Source organism: Cupriavidus sp. PB-02 (assembly GCF_058252315.1).
The window spans coordinates 209,592-235,323 of sequence record NZ_CM177695.1; the positions used below are offsets into that span (position 1 = coordinate 209,592).

22 protein-coding genes are annotated in these 25,732 nt (G+C 68.2%); 14 read left to right on the forward strand and 8 right to left on the reverse strand.

What is annotated here, in order from left to right:
• The first annotated feature begins 116 nt into the window (after positions 1 to 116).
• Positions 117 to 1,043, forward strand: coding sequence for a LysR family transcriptional regulator (locus tag AC10V3_RS21645; RefSeq protein ID WP_022537428.1), 927 nt, complete (start codon positions 117 to 119; stop codon positions 1,041 to 1,043).
• A gap of 3 nt (positions 1,044 to 1,046) precedes the next feature.
• On the opposite strand, the gene AC10V3_RS21650 is transcribed toward AC10V3_RS21645, so the two are convergent.
• Positions 1,047 to 2,630: an aldehyde dehydrogenase (NADP(+)) gene (locus tag AC10V3_RS21650; protein WP_490924009.1), complete on the reverse strand. Its 1,584-nt coding sequence runs from the start codon at positions 2,628 to 2,630 to the stop codon at positions 1,047 to 1,049.
• A 33-nt stretch (positions 2,631 to 2,663) separates the two neighbouring features.
• Positions 2,664 to 3,596, reverse strand: coding sequence for a dihydrodipicolinate synthase family protein (locus tag AC10V3_RS21655; protein WP_022537430.1), 933 nt, complete (start codon positions 3,594 to 3,596; stop codon positions 2,664 to 2,666).
• 143 nt (positions 3,597 to 3,739) lie between these two features.
• On the opposite strand from AC10V3_RS21655, the gene AC10V3_RS21660 reads away from it, so the two are divergent.
• The 5 genes from AC10V3_RS21660 (at position 3,740) to AC10V3_RS21680 (ending at position 8,789) form a co-directional block, all read left to right on the forward strand.
• Positions 3,740 to 4,696 (forward strand): LysR family transcriptional regulator, encoded by a 957-nt coding sequence (locus AC10V3_RS21660; RefSeq protein WP_490924010.1) that lies wholly within the window; start codon positions 3,740 to 3,742, stop codon positions 4,694 to 4,696.
• 106 nt (positions 4,697 to 4,802) lie between these two features.
• Positions 4,803 to 5,771, forward strand: a complete 969-nt coding sequence (locus AC10V3_RS21665; RefSeq protein ID WP_022537432.1) for a Bug family tripartite tricarboxylate transporter substrate binding protein — start codon at positions 4,803 to 4,805, stop codon at positions 5,769 to 5,771.
• 21 nt (positions 5,772 to 5,792) lie between these two features.
• Positions 5,793 to 6,812, forward strand: a complete 1,020-nt coding sequence (locus tag AC10V3_RS21670; protein ID WP_022537433.1) for a 4-hydroxythreonine-4-phosphate dehydrogenase PdxA — start codon at positions 5,793 to 5,795, stop codon at positions 6,810 to 6,812.
• A 117-nt stretch (positions 6,813 to 6,929) separates the two neighbouring features.
• Complete coding sequence (locus AC10V3_RS21675; RefSeq protein WP_022537434.1) at positions 6,930 to 8,105, forward strand: L-rhamnonate dehydratase; 1,176 nt, start codon at positions 6,930 to 6,932, stop codon at positions 8,103 to 8,105.
• Between the two features lie 120 nt (positions 8,106 to 8,225).
• Positions 8,226 to 8,789 carry a DUF3016 domain-containing protein gene (locus AC10V3_RS21680; RefSeq protein ID WP_022537435.1) on the forward strand — a complete coding sequence of 188 codons (564 nt, stop codon included), beginning with the start codon at positions 8,226 to 8,228 and terminating at the stop codon, positions 8,787 to 8,789.
• Between the two features lie 109 nt (positions 8,790 to 8,898).
• On the opposite strand, the gene AC10V3_RS21685 is transcribed toward AC10V3_RS21680, so the two are convergent.
• Positions 8,899 to 9,135 carry a hypothetical protein gene (locus AC10V3_RS21685; RefSeq protein WP_022537436.1) on the reverse strand — a complete coding sequence of 79 codons (237 nt, stop codon included), beginning with the start codon at positions 9,133 to 9,135 and terminating at the stop codon, positions 8,899 to 8,901.
• 263 nt (positions 9,136 to 9,398) lie between these two features.
• Between AC10V3_RS21685 and AC10V3_RS21690 the strand changes: the two genes are divergently transcribed.
• Complete coding sequence (locus AC10V3_RS21690) at positions 9,399 to 12,089, forward strand: tannase/feruloyl esterase family alpha/beta hydrolase (RefSeq protein ID WP_022537437.1); 2,691 nt, start codon at positions 9,399 to 9,401, stop codon at positions 12,087 to 12,089.
• A 12-nt stretch (positions 12,090 to 12,101) separates the two neighbouring features.
• Here the strand turns inward: AC10V3_RS21690 and AC10V3_RS21695 are convergent, their stop codons facing one another.
• Positions 12,102 to 13,067: a LysR family transcriptional regulator gene (locus AC10V3_RS21695; RefSeq protein WP_454752629.1), complete on the reverse strand. Its 966-nt coding sequence runs from the start codon at positions 13,065 to 13,067 to the stop codon at positions 12,102 to 12,104.
• A gap of 101 nt (positions 13,068 to 13,168) precedes the next feature.
• On the opposite strand from AC10V3_RS21695, the gene AC10V3_RS21700 reads away from it, so the two are divergent.
• Both AC10V3_RS21700 and AC10V3_RS21705 read left to right on the forward strand, forming a co-directional pair.
• Positions 13,169 to 14,305 (forward strand): hypothetical protein, encoded by a 1,137-nt coding sequence (locus AC10V3_RS21700; RefSeq protein WP_022537439.1) that lies wholly within the window; start codon positions 13,169 to 13,171, stop codon positions 14,303 to 14,305.
• 45 nt (positions 14,306 to 14,350) lie between these two features.
• Positions 14,351 to 15,514: a tripartite tricarboxylate transporter substrate binding protein gene (locus AC10V3_RS21705; protein WP_022537440.1), complete on the forward strand. Its 1,164-nt coding sequence runs from the start codon at positions 14,351 to 14,353 to the stop codon at positions 15,512 to 15,514.
• A gap of 124 nt (positions 15,515 to 15,638) precedes the next feature.
• Here the strand turns inward: AC10V3_RS21705 and AC10V3_RS21710 are convergent, their stop codons facing one another.
• Positions 15,639 to 15,863 (reverse strand): hypothetical protein, encoded by a 225-nt coding sequence (locus AC10V3_RS21710; protein ID WP_022537441.1) that lies wholly within the window; start codon positions 15,861 to 15,863, stop codon positions 15,639 to 15,641.
• A gap of 324 nt (positions 15,864 to 16,187) precedes the next feature.
• Between AC10V3_RS21710 and AC10V3_RS21715 the strand changes: the two genes are divergently transcribed.
• Positions 16,188 to 16,769 (forward strand): PadR family transcriptional regulator, encoded by a 582-nt coding sequence (locus AC10V3_RS21715; protein WP_022537442.1) that lies wholly within the window; start codon positions 16,188 to 16,190, stop codon positions 16,767 to 16,769.
• 45 nt (positions 16,770 to 16,814) lie between these two features.
• Here the strand turns inward: AC10V3_RS21715 and AC10V3_RS21720 are convergent, their stop codons facing one another.
• Entirely contained in the window at positions 16,815 to 17,810 is a 996-nt protein-coding gene (locus AC10V3_RS21720; protein WP_022537443.1) for an NAD(P)H-dependent flavin oxidoreductase, read from the reverse strand.
• Positions 17,811 to 17,878: 68 nt separating this feature from the next.
• Entirely contained in the window at positions 17,879 to 18,313 is a 435-nt protein-coding gene (locus AC10V3_RS21725; RefSeq protein ID WP_022537444.1) for a nuclear transport factor 2 family protein, read from the reverse strand.
• A gap of 218 nt (positions 18,314 to 18,531) precedes the next feature.
• On the opposite strand from AC10V3_RS21725, the gene AC10V3_RS21730 reads away from it, so the two are divergent.
• Positions 18,532 to 19,557, forward strand: coding sequence for a tyrosine-type recombinase/integrase (locus AC10V3_RS21730; protein WP_022537445.1), 1,026 nt, complete (start codon positions 18,532 to 18,534; stop codon positions 19,555 to 19,557).
• 173 nt (positions 19,558 to 19,730) lie between these two features.
• Positions 19,731 to 20,750: a UDP-glucose 4-epimerase GalE gene (gene galE / locus AC10V3_RS21735; RefSeq protein WP_022537446.1), complete on the forward strand. Its 1,020-nt coding sequence runs from the start codon at positions 19,731 to 19,733 to the stop codon at positions 20,748 to 20,750.
• A gap of 148 nt (positions 20,751 to 20,898) precedes the next feature.
• On the opposite strand, the gene AC10V3_RS21740 is transcribed toward galE, so the two are convergent.
• The gene (locus AC10V3_RS21740; protein WP_022537447.1) at positions 20,899 to 21,207 is read right to left on the reverse strand and encodes an H-NS histone family protein; all 309 of its coding nucleotides are present in this window, start codon (positions 21,205 to 21,207) and stop codon (positions 20,899 to 20,901) included.
• A 577-nt stretch (positions 21,208 to 21,784) separates the two neighbouring features.
• Here AC10V3_RS21740 and AC10V3_RS21745 point away from each other — a divergent pair.
• Positions 21,785 to 23,554 (forward strand): methyl-accepting chemotaxis protein, encoded by a 1,770-nt coding sequence (locus AC10V3_RS21745; RefSeq protein WP_022537448.1) that lies wholly within the window; start codon positions 21,785 to 21,787, stop codon positions 23,552 to 23,554.
• A 114-nt stretch (positions 23,555 to 23,668) separates the two neighbouring features.
• On the forward strand, positions 23,669 to 25,630 hold the full coding sequence (locus AC10V3_RS21750; protein WP_022537449.1) for a putative bifunctional diguanylate cyclase/phosphodiesterase: 1,962 nt from the start codon (positions 23,669 to 23,671) through the stop codon (positions 25,628 to 25,630).
• The last annotated feature ends 102 nt before the right edge of the window (positions 25,631 to 25,732 follow it).

Sequence of the window (25,732 nt, forward strand, 5' to 3'; positions counted from 1 at the left end):
GGGCGCCGACGGCCTGACAGTGATATCTCCGCCTTGACCATCCGGGGCGAAGCGATAAGAATTTGTGATCGCGGGCGAAAGCCTGCCTTCCCGCTTATCTACGCTTCATCCCGCCCATGATCCCACCCGTCAGTACCCTCCACGGCCGCCTGAAGATGCAGCACCTGCGCCTGCTGCTGGCGGTCGAGGAGCGCGGCTCGCTGCGCCAGGCCGCCGAGGCGCTGACGCTGACGCAGCCTGCCGTCAGCAAGATGCTGCAGGACATGGAGGAGCTGCTCGGCGTGCCACTGTTCGAGCGCCACGCGCGCGGGCTGCGGGCGACGCGTTTCGGGCTGGCGGCCACGCGCTACGCGCGGCTGGTATTTGCCGACATGGGCGGGCTGCGCGACGAGCTGGTGGCGCTGGAGTCCGGCAAGATCGGTCGTGTGCGAGTCGGGGCGGTGATGGCGCCTGCGCCGGGACTGCTGGCCGATGTGATCCGCCAGCTCAATCGCGATCATCCGCGGCTGGAAGTGGCGGTACAGGTAGAAACCAGCGACCTGCTGGTGCCGCTGCTGGAGCGCGACCAGCTCGACATCGTGCTGGGCCGCGTGCCGGATGGCTGGGATAGCAGCGGGTTGGAGTTCGAGCAGCTCGGAGACGAGGGCCTGGCCATCGTGGTGGGACTGCAGCATCCGCTGGCGCGGCGCCGCAAGCTGTCGTTCGAGGAACTGACCGGCTACCCGTGGATCATGCAGCCGCGCCCGAGCCCGATGCGCGCGCTGATCGACCGCTCGTTCGAGGATGCGGGCGTGCCGGCGCCGCCGTCGACCATCGAGACCGCGGCGGTGCTGATGACCACCTCGCTGCTGGCCGACAGCGAACTGATTGCGGTGCTGCCGGAATCGGTGGCCGCGTTTTATGGCCGCCTTGGCGCGCTGGCCGTGCTGCCGCTGCCCCTGCCGCGCAAGCTCGGGCCCTACGGCATCGTGACGCGGCGCGGGCGCCCGCCGACCGCATCGATGAGCCTGCTGATCGATACGTTGCGGGCGCTGTCGAAGTAGGCCTCAGTCCGCCTGGCCTTGCAGCTTGCCGTCCAGGCGCCAGGTGTGGCGCTGGGGGCTGTCTGGGCGCAGCGAGGGCGGCAGCAGCTCTTCCGGCATGTCCTGGTAGCTGATCGGGCGCACGAAGCGCGCGATCGCCAGGCTGCCCACCGAGGTGGTGCGGCCGTCAGACGTGGCAGGCCACGGGCCGCCGTGCACCATCGCATGGCCCACTTCCACGCCCGTGCCGAAGCCATTGAGCAGGATCCGGCCCGCCAGGCGTTCCAGCGACGGCAGCAGCGTGCGCGCCGCGTCATGGTCGCCGGCATCGAGATGCAGCGCCGCGGTGAGCTGGCCTTCCAGCGACTCGACCACGCGTCGAATCTCCGCCAGGTCGCGACAGCGCACCACCAGCGACGATGCCCCGAAAACCTCGTGGCGCAGCGTTTCGTCTGCCAGGAAGGCCTCGGCATCGGTGCAGAACAAGGCCGCCTGGCCCTGCAAGTCGTTGCCGGCTTGCCCGCGCGCCACGGCCTGCACGCGCGGGTGCTGCGCCAGCGTGCCGACGCCGTTGCAGTAGGCGCGCAGGATGCCGGGGGTGAGCATGCTTTGCGCGCCGATGCGAACCAGGCTTGCCGCCGCGGACTCCATGAAGCGGTCCAGGCCTTCGCCGGCCACGGCAAGGACCATGCCGGGGTTGGTGCAGAACTGTCCGGCGCCCAGCGTCAGCGAGCCGGCAAAGGCCTCGCCGATGGCGGTGGCGCGATGCGCCAGCGCGTGGGGGAACAGCAGCACCGGGTTGATGCTGCTCATCTCGGCAAAGACCGGGATCGGCTCCGCGCGTGCGGCGGCGATCGCCATCAGCGCCATGCCGCCGGCGCGGGAACCGGTAAAGCCGACCGCCTTGATGCGCCGGTCCGCCACCAGCCCTTGGCCGACGGCGAGCCCGGCATCGAACAGCAGCGAGAAGGTGCCCTCGGGCAGGTCCAGCGCCTGCACGGCTTGCTGGATGGCGCGGCCGACCAGTTCCGAAGTGCCGGGGTGCGCCGGATGCGCCTTGACAATGACGGGGCAGCCCGCGGCCAGTGCAGACGCGGTGTCGCCGCCGGCGACCGAGAACGCCAGCGGGAAGTTGCTGGCGCCGAACACCGCCACCGGGCCCAGCGGGATATGGCGCAGGCGCAGGTCGGGGCGCGGCAGCGGCTTGCGCTCGGGCTGGGCCGGGTCGACGCGCAGCTCGAGGAAATCGCCCTGGCGCAGCATGCTGGCAAACAGGCGCAGCTGGCCCACGGTGCGGCCGCGTTCGCCTTCGATGCGTGCGCGCGGCAGGCCGCTCTCACTGACGCAGCGCTCGACCAGCGCATCGCCCAGCGCCAGGATATTGGCGGCGATCGCTTCGAGGAAATCGGCGCGCCGCTCGGGTGAGATTTCGCGATAGGTGTCGAACGCTTGCCAGGCCAGTGCGCAGGCCTGGTCGAGCTGTTCCGGCGTGGCGCCGCCGAAGGCCGGTTCGAGCGTGGCGCCGGTGGCGGCGTCGATGGCGTGGATGGTGCCTGCGCCGCCATGTACTGCCTGGCGGCCGATCAGCAGTTCCCCTGAGATATTCATGCCTTGTCCTTGAGATGTGGGATGCTTGACCGCTCAGCGCGCCCAGCGCAGCACCAGCGGATCCAGCCGGCGCGCGATCTTCAGCAGCCCTTCGCGCGTGGCCGGATGCATCGGCTGCAGCGGATGGCGCACCGCGTCCGACGCAATCACGCCGCCTTCCTTCATCAGCACCTTGCTGGTCGCGAGCCACCCTTGCCGGTTCTCGTAGTTGATCAGCGGCAACCATTGCTGGTAGTGCTGCGCGGCCAGTTCGGCATCGCCGGCTTGCCATGCATCCAGGATCTTGCGGATGCCGTCCGGGAAGCCCGCGCCGGTCATCGCACCAGTGGCGCCCGCTTCCAGGTCCGCCATCAGCGTGATGGCTTCTTCACCGTCCCACGGGCCGACGATGGCGTCGCCGCCCAGTTCGATCAGCTCGCGCAGCTTGGCCGCGGCCTGCGGCACTTCGATCTTGAAGTACGAGACGTTGGCGAGGTCGCGCGCCATGCGCGCCAGCAACGGTGCGCTCAGTGTGGTGCCGCTGACCGGCGCATCCTGGATCATGATCGGGATGTCGATGGCATCCGAGACCGTGGCGAAGAAATCGTAGATGCCGCGCTCGGGCACGCGGATGGTGGCGCCGTGATAGGGCGGCATCACCATCACCATGGCGGCGCCGGCGTCCTGCGCGGCGCGGCTGCGCTCGGCGCAGATGCGCGAACTGAAATGCGTGGTGGTGACGATCACCGGCACGCGGCCGTCCACGTGCTCCAGCACGGTCTTCATCAGCACGTTGCGCTCGTCGTCGGTCAGCACGAACTGCTCGGAGAAGTTGGCGAGGATGCAGATGCCGTGCGAGCCGGCATCGATCATGAAGTCGATGCAGCGGCGCTGGCCGTCGAGATCGAGGCCGCCTTGTTCGTCGAAGATGGTCGGTGCCACCGGGAATACGCCGCGATACACCGGGCGGGATGCGGATTGGGTCATGGTCTCCTCCTTGCGTGCCGGCGGCCTGGCCGCGGCGCTGTGTTGGGTCGGAATGCGCCGGGCCAATATACGGGCCGTGCCGGAGGGCTGTATATTGAAACCTTTCCATCTGGTGATCGCTTTTAGGAATCACCATCTCCGCCATGAAATCCACCCTCGACACCCTGACCGGCCGCCTTCGCATGAAGCAACTGCAATTGCTGCTTGCGCTGGACGAACACCAGTCGCTGCACCAGGCGGCCGCGGCGATGGCGATGACCCAGTCGGCGGCGAGCAAGTCACTGCAGGAGCTGGAAGGCATGCTGGAAGCGCCATTGTTCGAGCGCTCCAGGCGCGGCATGCGCCCAAACGCCTTCGGCCATTGCGTGATCCGGCATGCCCGGCAACTCGTGGCGGACCTGGGCGCGATGTGCGAGGAGGTGGCCGGCATCCGCGCCGGCAGCGGCGGGCGCGTGGCCATCGGCGTGATCATGGGCGCCGTGCCCGAGGTGCTGGTGCCGGCGCTCGAACAACTGCGGCAGGCGCAGCCGGACCTGTCGCTGGACATCATCGAGGACACCAGCCTGCGCCTGCTCGGGCTGCTCGACGACGGGCACGTGGACCTGGTGATCGGCCGCTCGCTGGTCAGCGACGAACCGGCCAAGTACCACTACCACCCGCTCGGCGATGAGCAGGTCGCGGTCGTGGTGGGCCATTCGCATCCCGCGCCGCGTGCGCGATCGATGGGGTTTGCCGACCTGGCGGGTTATCGCTGGATCACCTATGCCGGCCATATGCCAATGCATGCGCTGCTGCAGCGCGAACTCGACCTGGTCGGCGTCGGCTTCCCCGCCAATGCGATCTCGACCTCATCGGCCTTCGTGACCGTGACCATGCTGCAGCGCGACCCCGGCCTGGTGTCGCTGCTGCCGACCGGCGTGGCGGCGTTGTTCGTGCGCCAGAAGATGCTGCGCATCCTGCCGGTGCGGCTGCAGTCGCGGCAAGAGACCTTCGGCATTGTCACGCGGCGCGGCGGCGCCTTGTCCGCCTCGGCGCGGCAACTGGTGGCTATCCTGAAGGCAGTGCCGCGCACGTCAGTGAATGCCGCGCCTGAGGTATAACGCCAGGTGATCGCCAGTTCAAAAATGCTCAGTAGTAGCGAATCGCTGATGCCCATATAGTCTGCCCATCCGCACCACAGAGGCGGACAGCAAAATGGAGACAGCGATGAAGACATGGATCGCCGGCGCGCTTGCCGGCATGGCTACGGTGGCAGCTGCAGTGACGACCAGTGCGTTGGCGCAGGACACCCGGCCGGTGCGGCTGCTGGTGGGCGCAGCGCCGGGCGGCGGCACCGACGTGATGGCGCGCATCGTCTCCGACAAGCTTGCCGCACAGTTGAAGCAGCCCGTCGTAGTGGACAACCGCCCCGGCGCATCCAACACCATCGCCGCCGACATCACCGCCAAGGCCGCCCCGGACGGCAACACGCTGCTGATGGGCGTGGTGACCTCGCAGGCGATCGCGCCGCACCTGCTCAAGCTGCAGTTCGATCCGCTAAAGGACCTGGCGCCGGTGGCGCTGGTGTCGACGGTGCCCAATGTGCTGGTGGTCAACAACCAGGTGTCGGCGCGCGACGTCAAGGCGCTGGTGGCGCAGATCCAAGCCAGCCCGGACAAGTTCCGCTACAGCTCGTCGGGCGTCGGCAGCACCCAGCATCTGGCTGGCGCGGCGTTTGCGCGGCAGATCCAGGGCAAGCTGCTGCACGTGCCGTACAAGAGCAGCAGCAGCGCGCTGGTCGACCTGATGGGCGGCCAGGTGGACATGAGTTTCGAGACCATGCCGTCGGTCATCAGCCATATCAAGGCCGGCAAGCTGCGCGCGCTGGCGGTGACCGCGGACAAGCGCTCGGCGCAGCTGCCCAATGTGCCCACGCTGGCCGAAGCCGGTGTGCCCGGCATCCAGATGAGCGCCTGGTACGGCGTCTATGCGCCGGCCGGTACGCCGCCCGCCACGCTGCAAAAACTGGGCACCGCGCTGACCAATGTCATCAAGGATCCTGACACTGTGCGCCGCCTGGCCGATGTCGGTGCCGTGCCCGGCGCGCTCACCGCGGGGCAGTTCGACGCGTTCTCGCGCGCCGAGTATGCGCGCTATGGCAAGCTGATTGCCGAACTGGGCGTCAAGCTCGATTAAGGTCTATTTCCCGGAAGACTCATGAATCTCCGTCCACGAATTGCCATGGTGCTGGGCGACCCCGCCGGCATCGGCCCCGAACTGATCGCCAGGCTGCTGGCCGATCCCGCCACCTGCGAGCAGGCCGACATCCTGCTGATCGCCGATCGCGACGAATGGCGCCGCGGCATGCAGGTGGCCGGCGTCGAACTCTCCCTTGAGGAGACCGATGTGGCCGCGTTTGCCGAAGGCGCGCCGCGCCTGTACCAATGGCAATTGCCGGAGAAGCCGGCGTTCCAGCGCGGCGTGGCCACCGCCGAAGGCGGGTGCTACAGCCTGGGCACGCTGGCACTGGCGCTGGAGCTGGCGCAGGCGGGCCAGGCCGATGCGATCCTGTTCGGGCCGCTCAACAAGAGTTCGCTGCACGCTGCCGGCATGGCGCATAACGACGAGCTGCACTGGTTTGCCGAGCAACTGGACTACCACGGCAACTTCTGCGAGTTCAACGTGCTCGACGGCCTGTGGACCTCGCGCGTCACCTCGCACGTCGCGCTCAAGGATGTGCCGGCGATGATCACGCAGCCGAGCGTGGGCGCCGCCATCGACCTGATCGACCAGGCCCTGCGCCGCGCCGGGATGGAACGCCCGCGTATCGCCGTGTGTGGTCTCAATCCGCACAACGGCGACAATGGCGCCTTCGGCCGAGAGGAGATCGACGTGATCGCCCCGGCCGTGGCCGCCGCCCGCGAGCGCGGTGTGAACGCGCAAGGCCCGTTCCCGGCCGACACCATCTTCCTGAAGGTGCAGGGAGGCCCGGCGCAGCGGCAGTTCGACGCCATCGTCACCATGTACCACGACCAGGGCCAGATCGGCATCAAGCTGATGGGCTTCTCGCGCGGCGTGACGGTGCAGGGCGGCCTGCCGGTGCCGATCGCCACGCCCGCGCACGGCACCGCGTTCGACATCACGCAGCAGGGCCGCGCCGATCCGGGCGCCACGCAGCAGGCCTTCCAGATTGCCTGCCGCATGGGTGCGCAACGACGCGCCGCCGCCAGAGACTGACGATCCCGCTCGCGCCGGTTCGCGCCGGCGCGGTCTACCCGACACCGAAACCAGCATGACCGCCCCCGGCGCGGCCGGGGAGCGTTCGCGCCAAAGCAAAGCCATCAGGAGCTCAACATGAAGATCACCAACGTCCGTGCCCGCGTCTTCGAATGGAAGGGCAAGACCGTGCCGCCGCAGGCGCATTTCTGCACCAATGCCACCGACATCCTGTTCGAACGCGGCGACGCCATGGGCTCGTTCCGCTTCCACGGCTGGATGGTGGTCGAGATCGAGACCGACACAGGCCTGGTCGGTATCGGCAACTGCGCGCTTGCCCCGCGCGTGGCCAAGGAGATCGTCGACCAGTACCTGGCGCCGGTGGTGATCGGCCAGGATCCCTTCGACAACGAATACCTGTGGCAAAAGATGTACCGCCGCACCCATGCCTGGGGCCGCAAGGGCATTGGCATGGCGGCGATCTCGGCGGTGGATATCGCGCTGTGGGACCTGATGGGCAAGGCCGTCGGCAAGCCGGTGTTCAAGCTGCTGGGTGGGCGCACCAAGGAGAAGATCTGGTGCTACGCCTCCAAGCTCTACAACAACGATGACCGCGATGCCTTCCTGGCCGAGGCGCAGGGCTACCTCGACCAGGGCTTCTCCGCGATGAAGATGCGCTTCGGCTACGGCCCCAAGGATGGCCCCGCCGGCATGCAGAAGAACATCGAGCAGGTGCGCCTGCTGCGCGAGCTGGTGGGCGACGGCGTCGACATCATGCTGGAGTGCTACATGGGCTGGACACTGGAATACGCGCGCCGCATGCTGCCGCGCCTGGCCGAGTTCAACCCGCGCTGGCTGGAAGAGCCGGTGATCGCCGACGATATCGAAGGCTATGTCGAACTGAAGAAGGCAAGCCCGTTCCCGATATCCGGCGGCGAGCATGAGTTCACCTCGCACGGCTTCAAGGATCTGCTGGAGCGCCGCGCGGTGGACGTAATCCAGTACGACACCAACCGCGTCGGCGGCATCACCGCGGCGCAGAAGATCAACGCCATGGCCGAGGCCTGGTCGGTGCCCGTGATCCCGCACGCCGGCCAGATGCATAACTACCACCTGACCATGGCGTCGACCGCGTCGCCGATGGCCGAGTACTTCCCGGTGCATGACGTCGAGGTGGGCAACGAGCTGTTCTACTACATCTTCAAGGGCGATCCCGCGCCCGACAACGGCTACCTGCAGCTCGACGACAACCTGCCGGGGCTGGGGCTGGAGTTCAACGAGGAATACTTCAGCGAGTTCAACATCATCGGCTAAACGCACCAGCCAACGCGGCAGCGCGGAAGATACCGCGCGCCGCTCACACCGCTGCGGCCGCCTGCCGGGCATTGGCGCACTACAATCAAGAGGCGTAATGCTCTTGTCCTGGAGTTCGCCATGGCCAGATCCCGCCGTCTGCTGGCCGCCTGCGCGGCACCCTTGGCGCTGAGTGCCATTAGTGTCCTCGGTGCCCTGAGTGCTCTCGCCGCGCCGCCCGCCGGAACCCTGACACTTACCTTCGTTCATCCGGAGACTTACACCGACGCCACCTACCGCAGCGACTACGGCAGCGACAAGGAAAGAGCGCAGGTGATGAACGATATCCGCCGCCATTTCGACAAACTGGTGGCACGCTATCTGCCGCCGGGCTATGCGCTGAGCATTGAAGTGCTCGATGTCGACCTGGCCGGACATTTTGAACCGTGGCGTTCCCAGGCCTATAACGTGCGCATCGTGCGCGATGTCACCTGGCCGCACATGACGCTGCGCTACGAACTGCGCGGCAGCGACGGTGCCGTGATCGGTAGCGGCGAGCAGCGTATCGCCGACCAGACCTTCAATATAGGCGTCAACATCTACGATGCCACAGACAGGCTGCGCTACGAGAAGGCGATGATGGACCGCTGGTTCGACGAGACCGTGACACGCCGGATCGCGTCGCGCCAGACCGGCCACGGGTGATTGACCGGTGGGCGCTTACTGGGCGCCATAGGGCACGCGCAAGCCAGGGTAGCGCGCCGCGCTGCGGCCTGCCGCAGTGCCAGCGCGCGCATGACGCCCAACCGCTGGCTCAAGGCCGCCTTTTCCTCCACTCGTAATCCGGCGGTGGGTCGGCCACGCCGGGCCAACCCACCGAGTTGGGATTCTCCGAGCACAGCGTGACAAAGCTCACCGGCTCGCCCGCATGCTGGCGCTGGCGCAGCGCTTCCGTAAAGTGCAGCGCCTCGCGCATCGCGTCGCTGGGGAATGACTGCGCGTGGGGACTGAGCCCGGCGCCGTGGGCCTCGGACCAGTAGACCATGTACATAGAACGTCCTTTTGCTTGCGCTGGGTAGTGGCTTGCAGCATCGCTGCAACCTTCGTTCCCGGCATCAGGGTGGCTTGTATCGCTTTCCGATTGCAATCCCTTCCGATGCGGGTTGCAAGGATTTGCACGGCCTTAATCAATATTTATAAAGTATGAATAAGCCGTGAAGCATATATTTTACGCGCGCAGACCCCGGTGATACCGTCTCGCTCCAGCATTCCCGGCCACATGGCACGACGCGAATGCATACGGAGGAGACAAGCATGGCAATACAAGACTCGCGCCGCGCCCGCACCGGGCCGCGGCTGTTCGCTGCCGTCCTGATCGCGGTGATGCTGTCCGCGGGCTGCGGCGGGGGCGATGACGCGCCGTTGGCGCAAGACCCCGGCGCGTCCAACGGTACGCAGGATGGCGGCGATGCTGGCGGCAGCAGTGGCGGCAACCCACCGGCACTGTCGGCGCTGGACGCGTGCAACGCGCTGAACGGCATGACCATCCCGGCCGCGCAACTCGCGCTGGCCTCGGGCGGCGCCACCGTGACCGGCGCTAAGCTGATCGCCGCGGCGGCGCCGGGCAATACGCCGGGCGAGTATTGCCAGGTGCGCGGTGCGATCGCGCCGGTCGACCCGGCGGCGCCGTCGATCCTGTTTGCGGTGAACCTGCCGACGCAGTGGAACAACAAGGGCATCCAGTTCGGCGGCGGCGGGTTTGACGGCAAGCTGATCGACGGCACCGAGACCGTGCGCTTTGCCATGCCCGACGATCCCGCGCCGCTGGCGCGCGGCTATGCCACCTGGGGCGACGATTCCGGCCACCAGAGCAGCAGCATCACCGACGGGCGCTTTGCCACCAACGATGAAGCGCTGCGCAACTACGGCGGCGACACGCTGAAGAAAACCCATGACGTGGCGCTGGCGCTGATCCAGGCGCGCTACGGCAAGGCGCCACAGCGCGCGTACTTCCTCGGCACGTCTACCGGCGGGCGCGATGCGCTGACCTACATCCAGCGCTGGCCGGCGGACTACGACGGCGTGATCGCCAACGAGCCGGCGCTCAACTACACCGGAACGCGGCTCTCCAACGTGGCGGTGGGACGCACGCTCTACCTGAACAACGGCGCGGGGTGGCTCAACCTGAACAAGACACTGCTGGTGCAGGATGCCGCGATGGCGGCATGCGACCGGCTCGACGGCGTGGCCGACAAGATCGTCAGCAATGTGGAAGGCTGCCGGGCCGGCGCGCAGCAGGTGCTGGCCAGCCTGCGCTGTGCGGGCGGCACGGACGCCGGCGACACCTGCCTGTCGGATGCGCAGATCGCCACGGTCAAGACCATCGAAGCACCCCTGCAGCTCACCTATCCGCTGGCCAATGGCGTGACGGTGGCGGGCGGCTACAACCTGCTGGAAGGCGCGCTGGTGGCCGGTCCGTTCACCTCGCGCGATCTCGGCACGCGGCCGCTGCCGGGCAATCCCGCGACCACCGCCGACGCCAACATGTACGTCACCGGCGACCAGTGGGTGAAGTACTTCGTCACGCGCGATGCGGGCTTCGACGCGCTGACCTTCGATCCGGCCAACCCCGGCAGCTGGGCCGCGCGCGCGCAGGCGGTGTCCGCGCTGACCGATGCAACCAATCCGGATATCTCGGCCTTCCTCGCGCACGGCGGGCGGCTGATCCTGCTGCACGGGCTGGCCGACGAGGTCATCAGCCCCAATTCCACCATCGCGTGGTTCCAGGCGGTGACGGCCACGGTGGGGCAGGGGGCGGTGGACCAGGGCATCCGCTTCTACACGGTGCCCGGCATGGGCCACGGCACCGGCAGCTTCCTGCCGGCGTGGAATTCGCTGACGGCGCTGGAGAACTGGGTCGAGCTCGGCGCGGCGCCGGGCACGCGCACGGTGATGGATACCAATGCGCAGACCTATGGCCGCACGCGCCCGCTGTGCCAGTACCCGTCGTGGCCAAAGTACAAGGGCAGCGGCAGCGCGGATGCGGCGATCAACTACACCTGCGAAGGCGAGACCGGCACCGTGCAAGCGTGCCTGAACCTGCCTGCCGTAGTGACGGCGTTCAAGGGTGGCAACACGCTGGGTGAAGAACTGACCCTGACGGTGGACCCCGCCACGCTGCAATACACGGTGACGATCGATGCCAGCCTGCAGCGTCCGGCCAGCACGAAACGAACCGGGCGGCTGGTGGCGCAGGGCGGCTGCACCTATGCCAGCGACGAGAACGGCGCGCGCTTCACCTTCGGCGGTGGCGGCGCGGTGACGGGTGGCGTGGTACCGGCATCGGGCGCGGGCTTTGCGCCGCTGCTGGCGTTCCAGGACGTCTCGTCCGACTACAAGGCGGTGGCCGATATCTACAACGTCAACGGCATCCAGTACGCGGTGGCGGGCAACACTGCCACGGTGCGCAACGGGGCCGCACGGCTGCGCTCGTCGGCGGCCACGTGGCAGACCTGCCAGGATCCGTCCACCGGCGGCTTTATCGTCTATGACGCGGCATGCACCGCGACAACCAAGGGCTATATCGTGTGGAACGCCGCGCGCCAGGCCTTCGACTATCTGGTCGGCGGCACCATCGCGGCCAACGACGGCACGCTGTCCGGGTCGCTGATCAGCGGCATTGTCAACGGCAAGCCGGTGCCGCTGGTGCTGACGCGTTCCGCGACCGCCTATGGCATGAGCGTCTATACGCCGCAGCCAGCGACGCTGCCGGCGGGCTCGGCCGATGGCACCTATCGCCTGCAGGGCACGGATGGCGTGCTGGCCGATGCGGACCTGGCGGGCACCACCGTCACGCGCGCCGGCGCCGGCGGCACGCTGGCCTACAACCAGCCGGTGGCGGGCGTGATCGCGGCGAGCGGTGGCGTGAGCGGATTCTATACGGCCAACGGTGGCGTGCTGGCGGGTACCGCGGGCACGCGTTTCGAACTGGGCCTGATGTATTGACCGCGCGGCGGCTCAGGCGTCGGCCAGCGTCTTCGCCGGCCGGCGCCGGTGGCGAGCCGCCAGCCGGTGCGTCAGTGCCACCAGCGCGGCCAGCGCGGGGTCGCCGCCTTGCGCAGCATCCTCCCGATAGCCCAACGTCAGTGGCGCGCGCAGGCGGTCGGCTTCCTGCATGCGGCAGTAGGCCACGCCGTGCCGGTTCAGGCTCGCCATCGATGCCGGCACCACGCTGACGCCGGCCCCGGCGGCCACCAGGTTCAGGTTAGTCAGCATGCGTTCGACTTCCGCGCCCACGCGCGGCGTGAAGCCGAGCGCCTCGCATTCCCGCAGCAGGTCGTGGTACATGCCTGGCGCGCCCGGGCGGCGCACCAGGATGAAGGGATCGCCGGCCAGCTCGCGCAGCGACACTGGCGCCGCCGGGGCCGCGCCTGCGGCCTGGCGCTTGCGCAGCAGCGGATGGTCCAGCGGCAGCGCGATCACCATGTCCTCTTCCAGGAGCAGGTCGAAGCGCACGCCTTCCGGATGCTGCACCGGCGCGCGCAGCAAAGCGGCGCTGAGCGTGCCGTTGGCCAGGCGCTCGATCGCCTCGGCGGCATTGCATTCGGTCAGCGACAGCGCCACGCGTGGAAAGCGGCGCCGGCACTCGCGCAGCACTTCCGGCGTGAGGCGGTGCGCCGCGGCGGAACTGGTGAAGCCAATTGCCAGCGAACCCTCGTCGCCGCGCGCCAGGCGCTGCATGCGCGCGCGCATCTGGTGGATGCGGTCGAACAGGTCCTCGGCATCGTCGCGCAGGGCGGTGCCGGCCGGCGTGAGCGCCACGCCGCGCGGCTGGCGCTCGAACAGGGACACGCCCAGTTCGGTCTCGAGCGCCTTGAGTTGCTGCGACAGCGGCGGCTGCTGGATGCCGAGCTGCTCGGCGGCGCGGGTGACCGAGCCATGCTCGGCCACGGCCAGGAAGTAACGCAAGTGCCGGAGTTCCACGCTGGTATATGCAATAGATATGAATGTGAGAGGAAGTATATATTTTTCAAGGCGCTACAACTGGCCTACCATCGGCAGAATTCCACAGGAGACGCTATCCCATGCTTGATGCCATCGCTCTCATCGTGCAACGACAGCCAGCCCGGCGCCTGGCCTGCGCCGCCATCGCTGTCGCCGCGCTGGCCGGTTGCGCCAGTGTGCCCGAGGCGCCGCCCGCCGCCGGCAAGCCGGCCGCTGCCGCCGCCGCCAAGCCCCACTGGCAGCGAGTGCATCTTGGCGCGGGTGGCGGCTATGACTTCCCGGTGTATGCCAACCACCCGCTCGATGGCGACCTGTCGCGCATCCGCGAGGTCGTCTTCATGCAGCACGGCCTGCAGCGCAACGGCGACGATTACTACGCCGCCGGCGCCGCGCTGCTGAAGGCAAGCGGCCGCAATCCGGAAGAAGTGCTGCTGGTCGCGCCCAACTTCCCCGGCACGCCCGACCAGCGCAAGGGCTTCGATGGCATGCCGCAATGGTCGGTGCAGGGCTGGATGAGCGGCGAGAATGCGGTGAACGCGCCGTTCTCGGTCAGTTCGCTGCAGGTGCTGGACGACCTGGTCGCCTTCGTCACCGACAAGTCGCGCCTGCCGCAGGTGGCGAAGGTGACGGTGGCGGGGCACTCGGGCGGTGCACAGATCGTGCATCGCTACGCGGTGCTGAACAATGTTGACGAGCGCATCCGCGCGCGCGGCATCGACCTGCGCTACGTGGTGGCGAACCCCTCGTCCTATCTCTACTTCACGCCGGTGCGCCCGGCCGGCCCGGACCGCAAGTCGTTCGCCCCGTATGACAAGGCCGTCTGCCCCGACTACGACAAGTACCGCTACGGCATGCAGGACATCGTGCCATATGCGCAGGGCGCCAACGGCCTGTCGCTGTACAAGCGCTACGCCGCACGGCAGATGACGTACCTGGCCGGCACGGAAGACAACGACCCCAACCACAGCGTGCTCGACAAGGCCTGCGGCGCCGAGGCTGAAGGCCCCACGCGACTGCAGCGCGCGCGCGGCTATCTGCGCTATGAGCGCTACCTGGCCAGCCCGGGCCTGGTGATTCGCCACCAGGCCTTTGAAGTGGTGGGCGTCGGCCATGACCAGGCGCACATGTTCGGCTCGCAGTGCGGGGCAAAGGCCGTGTTCGGCCTGCCGGAATCGGCCAACAAGGACGGCGCGGCCTGCCGGGCACCGCAGCTCTAAGGCGCGAAGCGCGGGGTTTGCCCGGGCGGCCAGCGCGGCGATGCGGTGCTACCATCCAGCGGTCCGCCGCCTCTGGCGGACGCCCGCGCCGATGCGCTGGCCGGTCCCAATGCCAATTGCGCCTTCGCCCTTAGCTTGTTCCAGCCCAAGTTCCAGCGCGACGCCCGGCGCGCTGCGGCGCGGCGGGGTCGCGATCCCGACAACGCCCTCGCCCATGGTCCGATGCGCCGGCGACAATGCCTGCGCCTGGCCGCGGCTGGCATGCTGGCGGCAACCGCCAGACTGGTATTGCCGCGGCTCGCGTCGGCAGCTGACCTGCCGCGCCTGGTGGTCGGCTATGGCGCCGGCGGCGGCGCCGACCATATCGCGCGGCTTGTCGCCGACAGCCTCGCCGCCGACGGCTATCCCGTGCTGGTCGAGAACCGCCCCGGTGCCGCTGGCCTGCTCGCCTTGCAAGCAGTGCTGCGCGCGCCGGCCGGGCGCCCCATGCTGTTGCTGGGTACGGTGGGCTCGGTCAGCATCGCGCCGCTGCTGTCGCAGCAGGCAGCCGGCGCTGAGCGCCTGCATCCGGTCGCGGTGATCGCCAGTACGCCGCATGTGCTGCTGACCAGCGGTGCCGCACCAGCGGGTGTTGCGCCGGTCGCCGAGCTGCATGCGTGGCTCGAACATGCGCGGCAACAGCCGGGGCAACTGGCCTTTGCCTCGCTCGGCATCCATTCCAGCGCTCACCTGGTCGGCGAGCTGATGTGCCGGCAGGCGGGCGCCGACATGGCGCATATCCCTTATCCCGGCAGCGCCCGCGCGCTGACCGACCTGCAGGGCGGGCATATCGCCATGCTGGTCAGCACGTTGCAGGCTGCGCTGCCACTGTTGCGACAGGGCAGGGTGCGGGCGCTGGCGGTGACCGGCGAACGGCGCAGCCCGCTGGCACCGTCCACCCCTACGTTTGCCGAGGCCGGCATCGGCGGCATGGTCCAGTCGGCGTGGTACGGCCTGCTGGCAGCGCCGGGCATGCCGCGCTCGCACTATGCAGACCTGGCCGAACGCCTGCAACGGCTGCTGCAAGGCCAGCCTGCGTTGCGCCAGCGCCTGAGGCAGGACGGTGCGGAGCCGCTGGCGCTGAGCGGCGCCGCGGCGGCGGCCTACCTCGCGGCGCAACGGGAGATGTGGCGGGAGGTGATCGGGCAGGTGCGGTCACGGCTGGGATAGCTACGGGTTCCCGCTGGACTTTTCAGCCTGAAGAAAAAAACCCGCGAGCTTCGCGGGTTCAAGTCCCTGCCCGCAGGATCGGGCTCGGAGGAGACAACCACAGGAAAAAGGGTCGCGCGGCGGTCTATCCCAGGTTGTATTTGACGACCTGTTCCTCGACACCGACAAAACGCACCAGCTGGCGCAGGCCGCTGGCGAATTCCTTGATATGGTGGCCGTCCGGCGTATCGGGCAGCCGGTAATAGATGGGCGCCTTGTCGCGCATGGGCGGCAGGAAGCCGAGCGGACGCTGGGCGTCGGCTTCCCAGGCGACGTCGCGGTCTTCAGCAAGCATGGGTCTTCCGGTCATGGTCATAGTCCACGGTTGGCGCATGGTGCGGCCGGGAGGCTGTTTTTTTAGCTCGCACTGGATTCAATGTATCGAATGTATGGCAGCTGGCAGAAAAATGCTATTCAGTGTTTTTTAATTCTGTCTGCCAGGAAACTTCGAAACTGACAAATTCAACTTCACCGCCGAAATCGGGCGAGCCAGCCGGCAACCTGCCGGGGGCGCCTGCCAGTGCGATAACATTACGCCTGTCTTGCGGAGTGCGGACCGCCGGCGCGTGTGTCTGGCGGCCGCATCCACATCCAAAAATCATTAACCGTCCCCGACGGGCCACTGCCAAGCTGCATGTCGACCCAGCACGCCTTGTTGATTTCCCTGATCGAGAAGCCGTCGTCCGGCTATGACCTGGCGCGGCGCTTTGACCGTTCCATCGGCTATTTCTGGCATGCCACCCACCAGCAGATCTATCGCGAGCTGGGACGGATGGCGGACAGCGGCTGGATCGTTGCCGACGAGAGCGACGCGGCGGATGGCGACGGGCCCGCGGCCGATCGCAAGAACCGCAAGAAGGTCTACCGGGTATTGCCCGCCGGACGCGACGAGCTGGCGCGCTGGGTGCTGGCCCCCGGCGCAGGGCTGGACCAGCGCGAGGAAATCCTGGTCAAGCTGCGCGCCGATGCCGTGATCGGGCCGCTTGGCCTGGGCGACGAGATGCGCCGGCTGCTCGCGCTGCACCAGGCGCGGCTGGAGACCTACCTTGCGATCGAGCGGCGCGATTTCTCGGCGCCGGACATGGATCGCGCGCAGCAGTTGCGCTATGCGTTGCTGCGGCGGGGGATCCGCTTCGAGCAGGACTGGGTGGCCTGGGGCGAGGAACTGCTGCCCTTGCTGGAGAAGTCCCTGGGGCAATCTGCCGCCGCAAAGTAAAACGCCGGCTCGCGAGCCGGCGCTTGCTGCAAATGTCGCGACGCCTCAGGCGACGTCCACCGCGCGCGCACCCGCCGCGCTGGCCTCGCCCAGGCCCAGCCGGCGCCGCGCCAGCGCATACTCCTCGGCAAAGCGGCGCACCAGTTCGGCCGCCGGCACCACGCGCTTGATCGCGCCCACGCCCTGGCCGGCGCCCCAGATATCCTTCCACGCCTTCGCGCTGGCCGAGCCGAAATTCATCTTCGACGGATCGGATTGCGGCAGCGCGGCCGGATCCAGTCCCGCGCGCTCGATGCTGCCGCGCAGGTAGTTGCCGTGCACGCCGGTGAACAGGTTCGAATAGACGATGTCGTTGGCGCTGCTGTCGACGATCATCTGCTTGTAGCCGTCGTGCGCATTGGCTTCCTGCGTGGCAATGAAGGCCGAGCCGATATAGGCCAGGTCGGCGCCCGCGGCCTGCGCGGCTAGGATGGCGTCGCCGCTGGAAATCGCGCCCGACAGCAGCAGCGGGCCGTCGAACCATTCGCGGATCTCGTGCAGCAGCGCAAACGGCGACAGCGTGCCGGCATGGCCGCCCGCGCCGGCAGCCACCGCCACCAGCCCGTCGGCGCCCTTCTCGATGGCCTTGCGCGCGAACGTGTTGTTGATCACGTCGTGCAGCACGATGCCGCCGTACGAATGCACCGCTTCATTGACTTCGGTGCGCGCGCCCAGCGAGGTGATCACAATCGGCACCTTGTAGCGCACGCACAGCTCCAGGTCATGCTCGAGCCGGTCGTTGGACTTGTGCACGATCTGGTTGACCGCGAACGGTGCCGACGGGCGATCGGGATGCCTGGCGTCATGCTCGGCCAGCTCGGTGGTGATGCGGTCCAGCCATTCCTCCAGCTTGGGCGCCGGACGCGCGTTCAGCGCCGGGAACGAACCCACCACGCCGGCCTTGCACTGGGCGATCACCAGGTCGGGGTTGGAAATGATGAACAGCGGCGAGCAGACCACCGGCAGCGACAGCCGGTTCTGCAGCAGGGCGGGAAGGGCCATTTGAGATGTCTCCTGGGTGGTACGGTGATACGGAAATCTGTGCGGGTTTGGGCCGATGTGGCGACGGCTCAGGCCGCGCCGGTCAGCACGTCCTTCTGGCTGCCAAGCCGCGCGCCCATGGCGGCGGCAAGCGCGTCCAGGCCCGACCGCGGCCGGACCATGACTTCGAATTCGACGATGCGCCCGGCGTCGTCGAAGCGGATCATGTCGATGCCCTTGAGCGCCTTGCCCTCCACCGCGGCGCTGAACTCGAGCACCACGCTGTGGCCATCCTCGCTGACAAAGCCGCGGTGGTAGCGGAAGTCCTGGAACACCTGGTTCACCGTGGTCAGCACCAGCGCGATCGCGGCGCGGCCGGGATACGGCGTGTGCGCGACCGGCGAGCGGAACACGACCTCGTCGGCGACGATGGCGTCCAGCCCGGCCATCGAGTTGGTGGCGATCATCTGGTGCCAGGCGTCGAGCGAAGCCTGCGCGGCGGGAATCAGGTTGGCGGTGGTCACGGAGGTCTCCTTGGCTGGCGTCGGTGCGCGGCGTCTCTTCGGATCTGCGGGTCTGGGTTATATGCAACCAGTTGCATAGTGAGTCGAAAGGTAGCACGGTCTGTGGCACCGTGCAAGCGACGGACGGCAGGCGCCGCCGCCCACCTCCAGCGCAGTGACGGGTTGTCTACAATAGGCGCATCGCAACCCGCCGCCGGCCGGCCCCAGCAGGAGAGTCAGTGACCACTAAGCCCAGCGCCGCCCACCCTGAACAGGCGGCCTTGTTCGATGCCGACCTGGCCGCCTGGCGCGAGCATCCGGAGCGTGCCTTCGACGGGTGGCTGGCGCGGCACGGCTTTCGGCACGGCACCAGCGTGGTGTACCGCGCCATGTGGGGCAAGCTGCTGCGCTGGTCGGCCGAGCGCGGCCTGCCACCGCTGAGCTGGTCGGCGGAGCAGATCGGCGAATTCCTGGACGCGCAGCAGCTGCACAAGTCGCACCGCTACCGATACACGCGACTGATCGAGCGGGTCTTCCACCACCTGGCGCGGCTGCGCGAAGGCATGCACAACCCCGGCAGCCAGGCGGTACGCGCGCACCTGGCCGATGGTGAGAACGACCCCACCGCCTTCCTGCTGCCCGGCGAGCGCGACCTGCTGGTCGCGCGCATCCTCGGCCCGGCCAGCCTGCCTCCGCCCGGTGACGAGCGCGGGGCGGCCTCGCCTACCCAATGGAAGCGCGCCCGCGACACGGCGCTGCTGGCCGTGCTGCTCGGTGGCGGGCTGAAGGTGGCAGAAGCCCGGGCGCTGCGGGTGGATGCGGTGGACGATGGCGCGCCGGGCAGGATGGCGCTGCGCATGGTCCGCGCGGACAACGGCCGGGCCTATACGGTGCCGCTGTTTCCCCTGGCCCATGCGCCGCTGCGGGCATGGCTGGCGCTGCGCGAGGTCTCTGGCACGCTGGGCGGCCTGGTGTTTCCGGCGCTGCCAGCCGGGCGGCCGATGCATGCCGCTTCGGTCTATCGGCGCGTGGAGATCCTGCTGGACGAGGCCGGCGTGCTGGCGGGCCGCAGCGAACGAGCCTCGCCGCAGACGCTGCGCAATACTTGCGCCGCGATGCATTTCGAGGCGGGCACGGCGCCGGCCGAGGTGGCGCAATGCCTCGGCATGCGCGACCTGGAATCGGGCTGGCGCCTGCGCGCCGCCTATGAAGCCTGGCAGGCGCGTGCCGGGCTGGTGTCCGCGACGGCCGAAGCGCAACCCTAGCGCGCCTGCTGCCGCCGGCATGTATGGGTCAGCCGCCCGGGCCGCCGCGGCGCATCGTGGATAATATGTGACTTCGTCCGGCCCCGCCGTGGCGGCAAGCGGCGCCTGCGCCATTTCCTGAATCGGCCGGCCTGCGACTTCCGGCCCTGAAATCGACACCCACGCCAATTTCCATGTCCGAAACATTGCTCCTTACCGGCGCCACCGGCTATATCGCCTCACATACCTGGGTCTCGCTGCTCAATGCCGGCTACAACGTGATCGGCCTGGATAATCTGTGCAACAGCAGTCCGGTGGTGGTCGAGCGGCTGGCCACCATTACCGGCCAGGTCCCGCATTTTGTGCAGGGTGACGTGCGCGACCGCGCGCTGCTGGACCGGCTGTTTGCCGAACACCGCATCAGCGCGGTGATTCATTTTGCCGCGCTCAAGGCAGTGGGCGAATCCGTAAGCCAGCCGCTGGAGTATTACAGCAACAACCTGGACGGACTGCTGACGGTATGCGCGGCGATGCGCACTGCCGGCGTGAAAGAGCTGGTGTTCAGTTCCTCGGCCACGGTTTATGGCAATCCGCATGCGGTGCCGATCCTGGAGGATTTCCCGCTGTCGGCAACCAATCCGTACGGCCAGACCAAGCTGATGGGCGAGCAAATCCTGCGCGACCTGGAAAAATCCGATCCGTCATGGCGCATTGCCTACCTGCGCTATTTCAATCCGGTCGGCGCACATGAAAGCGGCCTGATCGGCGAGGATCCGCGCGGTATTCCGAATAACCTGATGCCTTATGTGGCGCAGGTCGCCGGCGGGCGCCGCGAGAAACTGATGGTATTCGGCGGCGACTATCCAACGCCGGACGGTACCGGCGTGCGCGACTATATCCACGTGTGCGACCTGGCTGACGGCCACCTGGCGGCGCTGGGCTACCTGCGCGGCCAGGGCAAGGGCATGACCGTGAACCTGGGCACGGGCCGCGGCTACAGCGTGCTGGAGGTGGTCAATGCCTACCAGCGCGCCAGCGGCAAGCCGGTGCCGTATGAGATCGTGGCCCGGCGCCCAGGCGATATCGCCTCGTGCTATGCCGATCCGGCGCTGGCCAACCAGCTGCTGGGCTGGCGCGCGCAGCACGACATCGACCGGATGTGCCAGGACTCGTGGCGCTGGCAGTCGATGAACCCGCAGGGGTTCGATGCCTGATGGTCGGCGCCCGCCAACAGGCGGGCGTACCCGTTTCTGCGGCGCCCCCGGAGGGGCCTGGCACCCTGCAAAACCTGCCTTGCGGCCGCCCAAGCAAAAACGCCACGGATTAATTCCGTGGCGTTTTGCCATCTGCCGGAGCGTGCGCTCAGCGGATCAGGAAGTCTTCGACCGATTTGCCCTGGGCCAGGGCCTGGGTCAGCCAGCCCGGGCGCTTGCCACGGCCGGTCCAGGTATTGCCGGCGCTGTCGCGGTAGCGCACCGGCACCTTGCGGTTGACGGCCTTCTTGCCGGCCGGTGCCTTGGTGCCAAAACCGAGGTCTTCCGCGGTCAGGCCATATTGCTCGATTTTCTCGCGAATATCGGCGATCACCGCGGATTGTTCGCGTGCCTTGATTTCCTCGGCTTGCTTCTGCAGTTCACTGATTTTCTGAACGATTTCCTGATAAGTCGCCATTGCGTCCTCGGTTTCCGGTAGGGTGGAATGCGGTGATGATGCTGCTATGGTGCAGCGGTACTGCGAAGGGTATGCGGTCGGTGAAATGCCGAAAACAATTATAACGGGGTAGGGACGCCCTGCAAATCCCGCTCCGCTTATCCGGCGCCGTTTTTGCGAAAAATCTTGATGCCGATATTGGTGTGAACTTTCGGTGTCAATGTGGGTCGCCGTTTTTCCGTCGCGCTGCCATGCCTTCGGTGCGGCAGCGAAACCTCTGCACATAAAGAGTGCTTTGTGTCTGAGCCAAGTGCGAGCCATGCCGGAGACCGCCACGGAGCCCCACGCTCAAATCAAATCGCCATAATCGACAGCCCCACGGCAGAAAGCGCGTTTCCGCCCGCACTGCAGCAAAAACACTGTGCCGGATAACCGACATGGGAGCAATTCCCGCGGATTTTGCCCGGTGGCCGGTGCGTTTGCTCAAGGATGAGAAGGGCTTCGCCGTTATCCGGGCAGGGCGGATCGTCGGAGTGTCGGTCCTGCCGTACCGGGGCCAGGGGTCGGCCTTGTGGATTGCTCACAGTCTCCTTTCATCATGTCTTTCCAAAACAATATCCAGATCAAGACCCTGCTACGGGGCGCCATGGGAATGTTGTCGTTGCTGCTGCTGCTGGTCGGGGGGGCGGGGCTGCACGGGATATCGCAAAGCAACGAAGCGCTCAGGGAGACTTATTCGATCCAGCTGGCATCGACCGCCGCGCTGAGCGACGCCATGCTGGCTACCACGCGCATGCGGCTGGCGCTGGACCGCAACGTCATGCAGGGCGAGCAGGATGACCCCAAGGTCAACGTAGACCGCTCCAAGGTATTCGTGGAAGCCTCGGAAGCGGCCTGGAAGCGCTACACCAGCCTGCCGCAGCACGACCAGGAGAAGCCGCTGGCCGCCGAACTGGACAAGCGTCGCCAGGCCTTCATGGAGCAGGGCGTGCTGCCGCTGCAGGCGGCCGCGCTCGCAGGCAACCAGGAAGAGGCGGTACGGCTGGCGAAGAAGGTGCTGCCTGACCTGCAGCGCAGCATGTCGGCCGCGCACGAGAAGCTGCAGAAATTCCTGATGGAAACCGGCCAGGCCAATTTCGACGCCGCACAGGCCAGCTACGAGCGCATCCGCATGCTCGCGGTCGCGCTGATCGTGCTGGGGCTGGTGGTGGCGGCGCTGTGCACCTTCACGCTCAACCGTGCCATCGTCACGCCGGTGGCGGAAGCGCTCGCCGTATTCGAGCGCATCGCCCGTGGCGACCTGACCTCGCGCATCACCAGCATCTCGAAGAACGAGGTCGGCCGCATGATGCAGGCGCTGGCCGCGATGCAGGCGAGCCTGTCGGGCATCGTCGCCGAGGTGCGCACCGGCGCCGATTCGATGGCGTCGGCCACGCAGCAGATTTCCACCGGCAACCTGGACCTGTCGCAGCGCACCGAGGAACAGGCCTCGTCGCTGGAGCAGACCGCCGCCAGCATGGAAGAGCTGACCACGGTGGTGCGCCAGAACGCCGACAACGCGCGCCAGGCCGGCGTGCTGGCCAACGAGGCCTCGCAGATCGCGCTCAAGGGCGGCGACGTGGTGGGCCGCGTGGTCGATACCATGAACGAGATCAACGGCGCCTCGCGCAAGGTGGTCGAGATCATCAGCGTGATCGAGGGCATTGCCTTCCAGACCAATATCCTGGCGCTGAACGCGGCGGTGGAAGCCGCCCGCGCCGGCGAGCAGGGCCGCGGCTTTGCCGTGGTGGCGGGCGAGGTGCGCAGCCTGGCGCAGCGCTCGGCGTCGGCAGCCAAGGAGATCGAGGCGCTGATCGGCGAGTCGGGCCAGCGCGTGGAGAGCGGCACCAGACTGGTGGCCGAAGCCGGGCAGACCATGGGCGAGATCGTCCAGGCGGTGCGCCGCGTGACTGACATCATGAACGAGATCGGCGCCGCTTCGCTGGAGCAGACCACCGGCATCGAGCAGGTCAACCAGGCGGTGAACCAGATGGACGAGGTCACGCAGCAGAACGCCGCGCTGGTGGAAGAGGCCGCCGCGGCGGCCGGGGCGCTGGAAGAGCAAGCCCGGAAGCTGAAGAACGTGGTATCGGTGTTCACCCTCGGTGCGGGGGCTGGCGCGGTTGGCGGCCGGGTTGCCGCCAGCAGCCGGACCTCGGCCGCGGCAGCGCGCACCGCGCCGGCGCTCGGCCCGGCGGCCGCCATGGTGGCTGCTCCCGCGGCCGCCGCATCGCGCGCCGCCAGCGCCCGCCAGGCGCCCGTTGCCCGACCCGCAGTCCGCCCGGCAGCCGCCACGGCAGGTGGCGCCGACGACTGGAGCGCGTTCTGATCGCGTCGTCCTGAGTATTGTCTTGTTCACACGACGACCGCAAGATGCCATGATGCGGGGTTTGCCCCGCGTCCGGTTCGTCTTCGCGCATACTTTTCTCCACCGCGCAGCCCAATGATTGTCCTGAGTTCCGTCCTGTTGCTGCTTGCCGCCCTGCTGGGCGTGGCCGCCGCCCTCGGTGTCCGCGCCGGGCGGGCGGACCAGGGAGCCGGAAGCCGGTCGCTGCGCGCGCTGAGCTGGTCGGCGGCGCTTCTGTCGCAGCTGACCATCAGCCTGCCCGTGGTGGTGGTGGTGTTTTCCGGCAGCCTGCCAGTCGCCAACGACACCGCGCAACTGGCCGTCAGCTTTGCCGCCGCCGCCGCGGCCACCACCGCCGTCAAGCTGCTGGCGCAGTGGCTGCGCCAGGGCACCCGGCTGTGGCGCGGCGCTGCGGTCATGGCCGTGGTGGCCGGCGCCGGCCTGGTGGCGGCGGCCGGCACGCACCTGGGCCGTGCCTGCGGCGCCGGCACGGTCACGGCGCGCCACTGCATCGACGCCGCCGGCCTGCCGCACCCGGCCTGGCTGGCCGGCGCGCTGACCGCGCTGTGCGCGCTGATGTTCGTCATCCACCGGGCCCAGTCGCGCGGCTGGTTGCCGGCACCGGCGCGTAGTGAAGCCGACCTGGCCGCGGAGGCCCCCGACGAACTCCCCGTGCACCGGCTGGCCGAGCCGCGCCAGGTGCGCCGCGGCGCGCGCATCCCGGGCCGGCTCACGGTGCGGGCCGCCGCGCGCGGGCAGGGCACGGTGGGCGAGTACAGCGTCGCCACGGTGATGCCTGACCGGGTCGCCTTCGGCCGTTGGCTGGACCAGGCCATCGCGCAGGCGCGGCTGGCCGAGACCGGTTGCGCGGTGCTGCTGATCCATATTGCCGACTACCGCGAGGTCGACGAGGTCTTCGAGATCCGCGCCGACGATATCCTGGCCCAGGACGCCGGCGCGCTGGCGCAGGCCGTGCTCGAGCCGCATGACTTCCTGGCCCGGCTGGCGCGCGACGAGTTTGCCGTGGGCGTGCCCGAGCTGGTCCACCACGGCCGCGCGCAGGAGCTGGGCTCGCGCATGCTGGGCTCGCTGGCCGAGTTCATTGCCGCGCGCGGCCTGCAGATGCAGATCGGCGTCAATATCGGCATCGCCATCTACCCGCGCGACGCGCAGACCTCCGAGGCGCTGATGCAGGCCGCCCGCGTCAGCCTGGCCGAGGCGCGCGAAAGCGGTTCGAACCAGGTGCGCCTGTTCAACAGCGCCGCCGGCGAGCGCGCGCGCCGCACCCGCGTGATCCGGCGCGACCTGTGGCTGGCGATCCAGGACGATGCGCTGTCGCTGCAGTTCCAGCCCAAATACGACGCCCGCCGCCGCACGCTGGTCGGCGCCGAGGCGCTGTGCCGCTGGCGCCATCCGGCGCTCGGCCAGGTCAGCCCGGCCGAGTTCATCACCGTGGCCGAGCAGTCCGGCCAGATCGACAAGCTCGACGACTGGGTGTTGACCAGCGTCTGCCGCCAGGTGCGCCTGTGGCAGGACGCCGGCCTGCCCACGGTGCCGGTGGCGATCAACGTCTCGGGGCTGCGCTTTGCCAGCCGCAACTTCCCGCAGTACCTGCTCGAGCAGATCCACCAGCACGACATCCCGCCCTCGGCGATCACGCTGGAGATCACTGAGACCGCGGCGATGAAGGACATCGGCAAGTCGCTGGAGACCCTGGCCGAGCTGCAGTCGCTCGGCATCCAGGTGGCGCTGGACGACTTCGGCAGCGGCTATTCGAGCCTGGGCTACCTCAAGCGCCTGCGCGTGGGCACGCTCAAGATCGACCGCACGCTGATCGGCGGGCTCGATACCGATGCGCAGGGCCGCGCCATCGTCGGCTCGATGGTGGCGCTGGCGCACGAGCTGCGCATGAAGGTGGTGGCCGAGGGCGTGGAGTCGGCCTCGCAGCTGGAGATCCTCAACGAGATGGGTTGCGACGAGGTGCAGGGCTACCTGCTGTCGCTGCCGCTGGATACCGCCGGGTTTGCCGATGCGCTGCGCGCGCTGAAGGGGGAGTGAGGCGGGCGGCGCCGGCTAAAGAACGCCGGCCGCGCTGCCGATAACGACGCTGGCAGCGGCTCAGCCCTGAGGACTGGTTCTCGGGCCGGCCCGTCCGTCGCC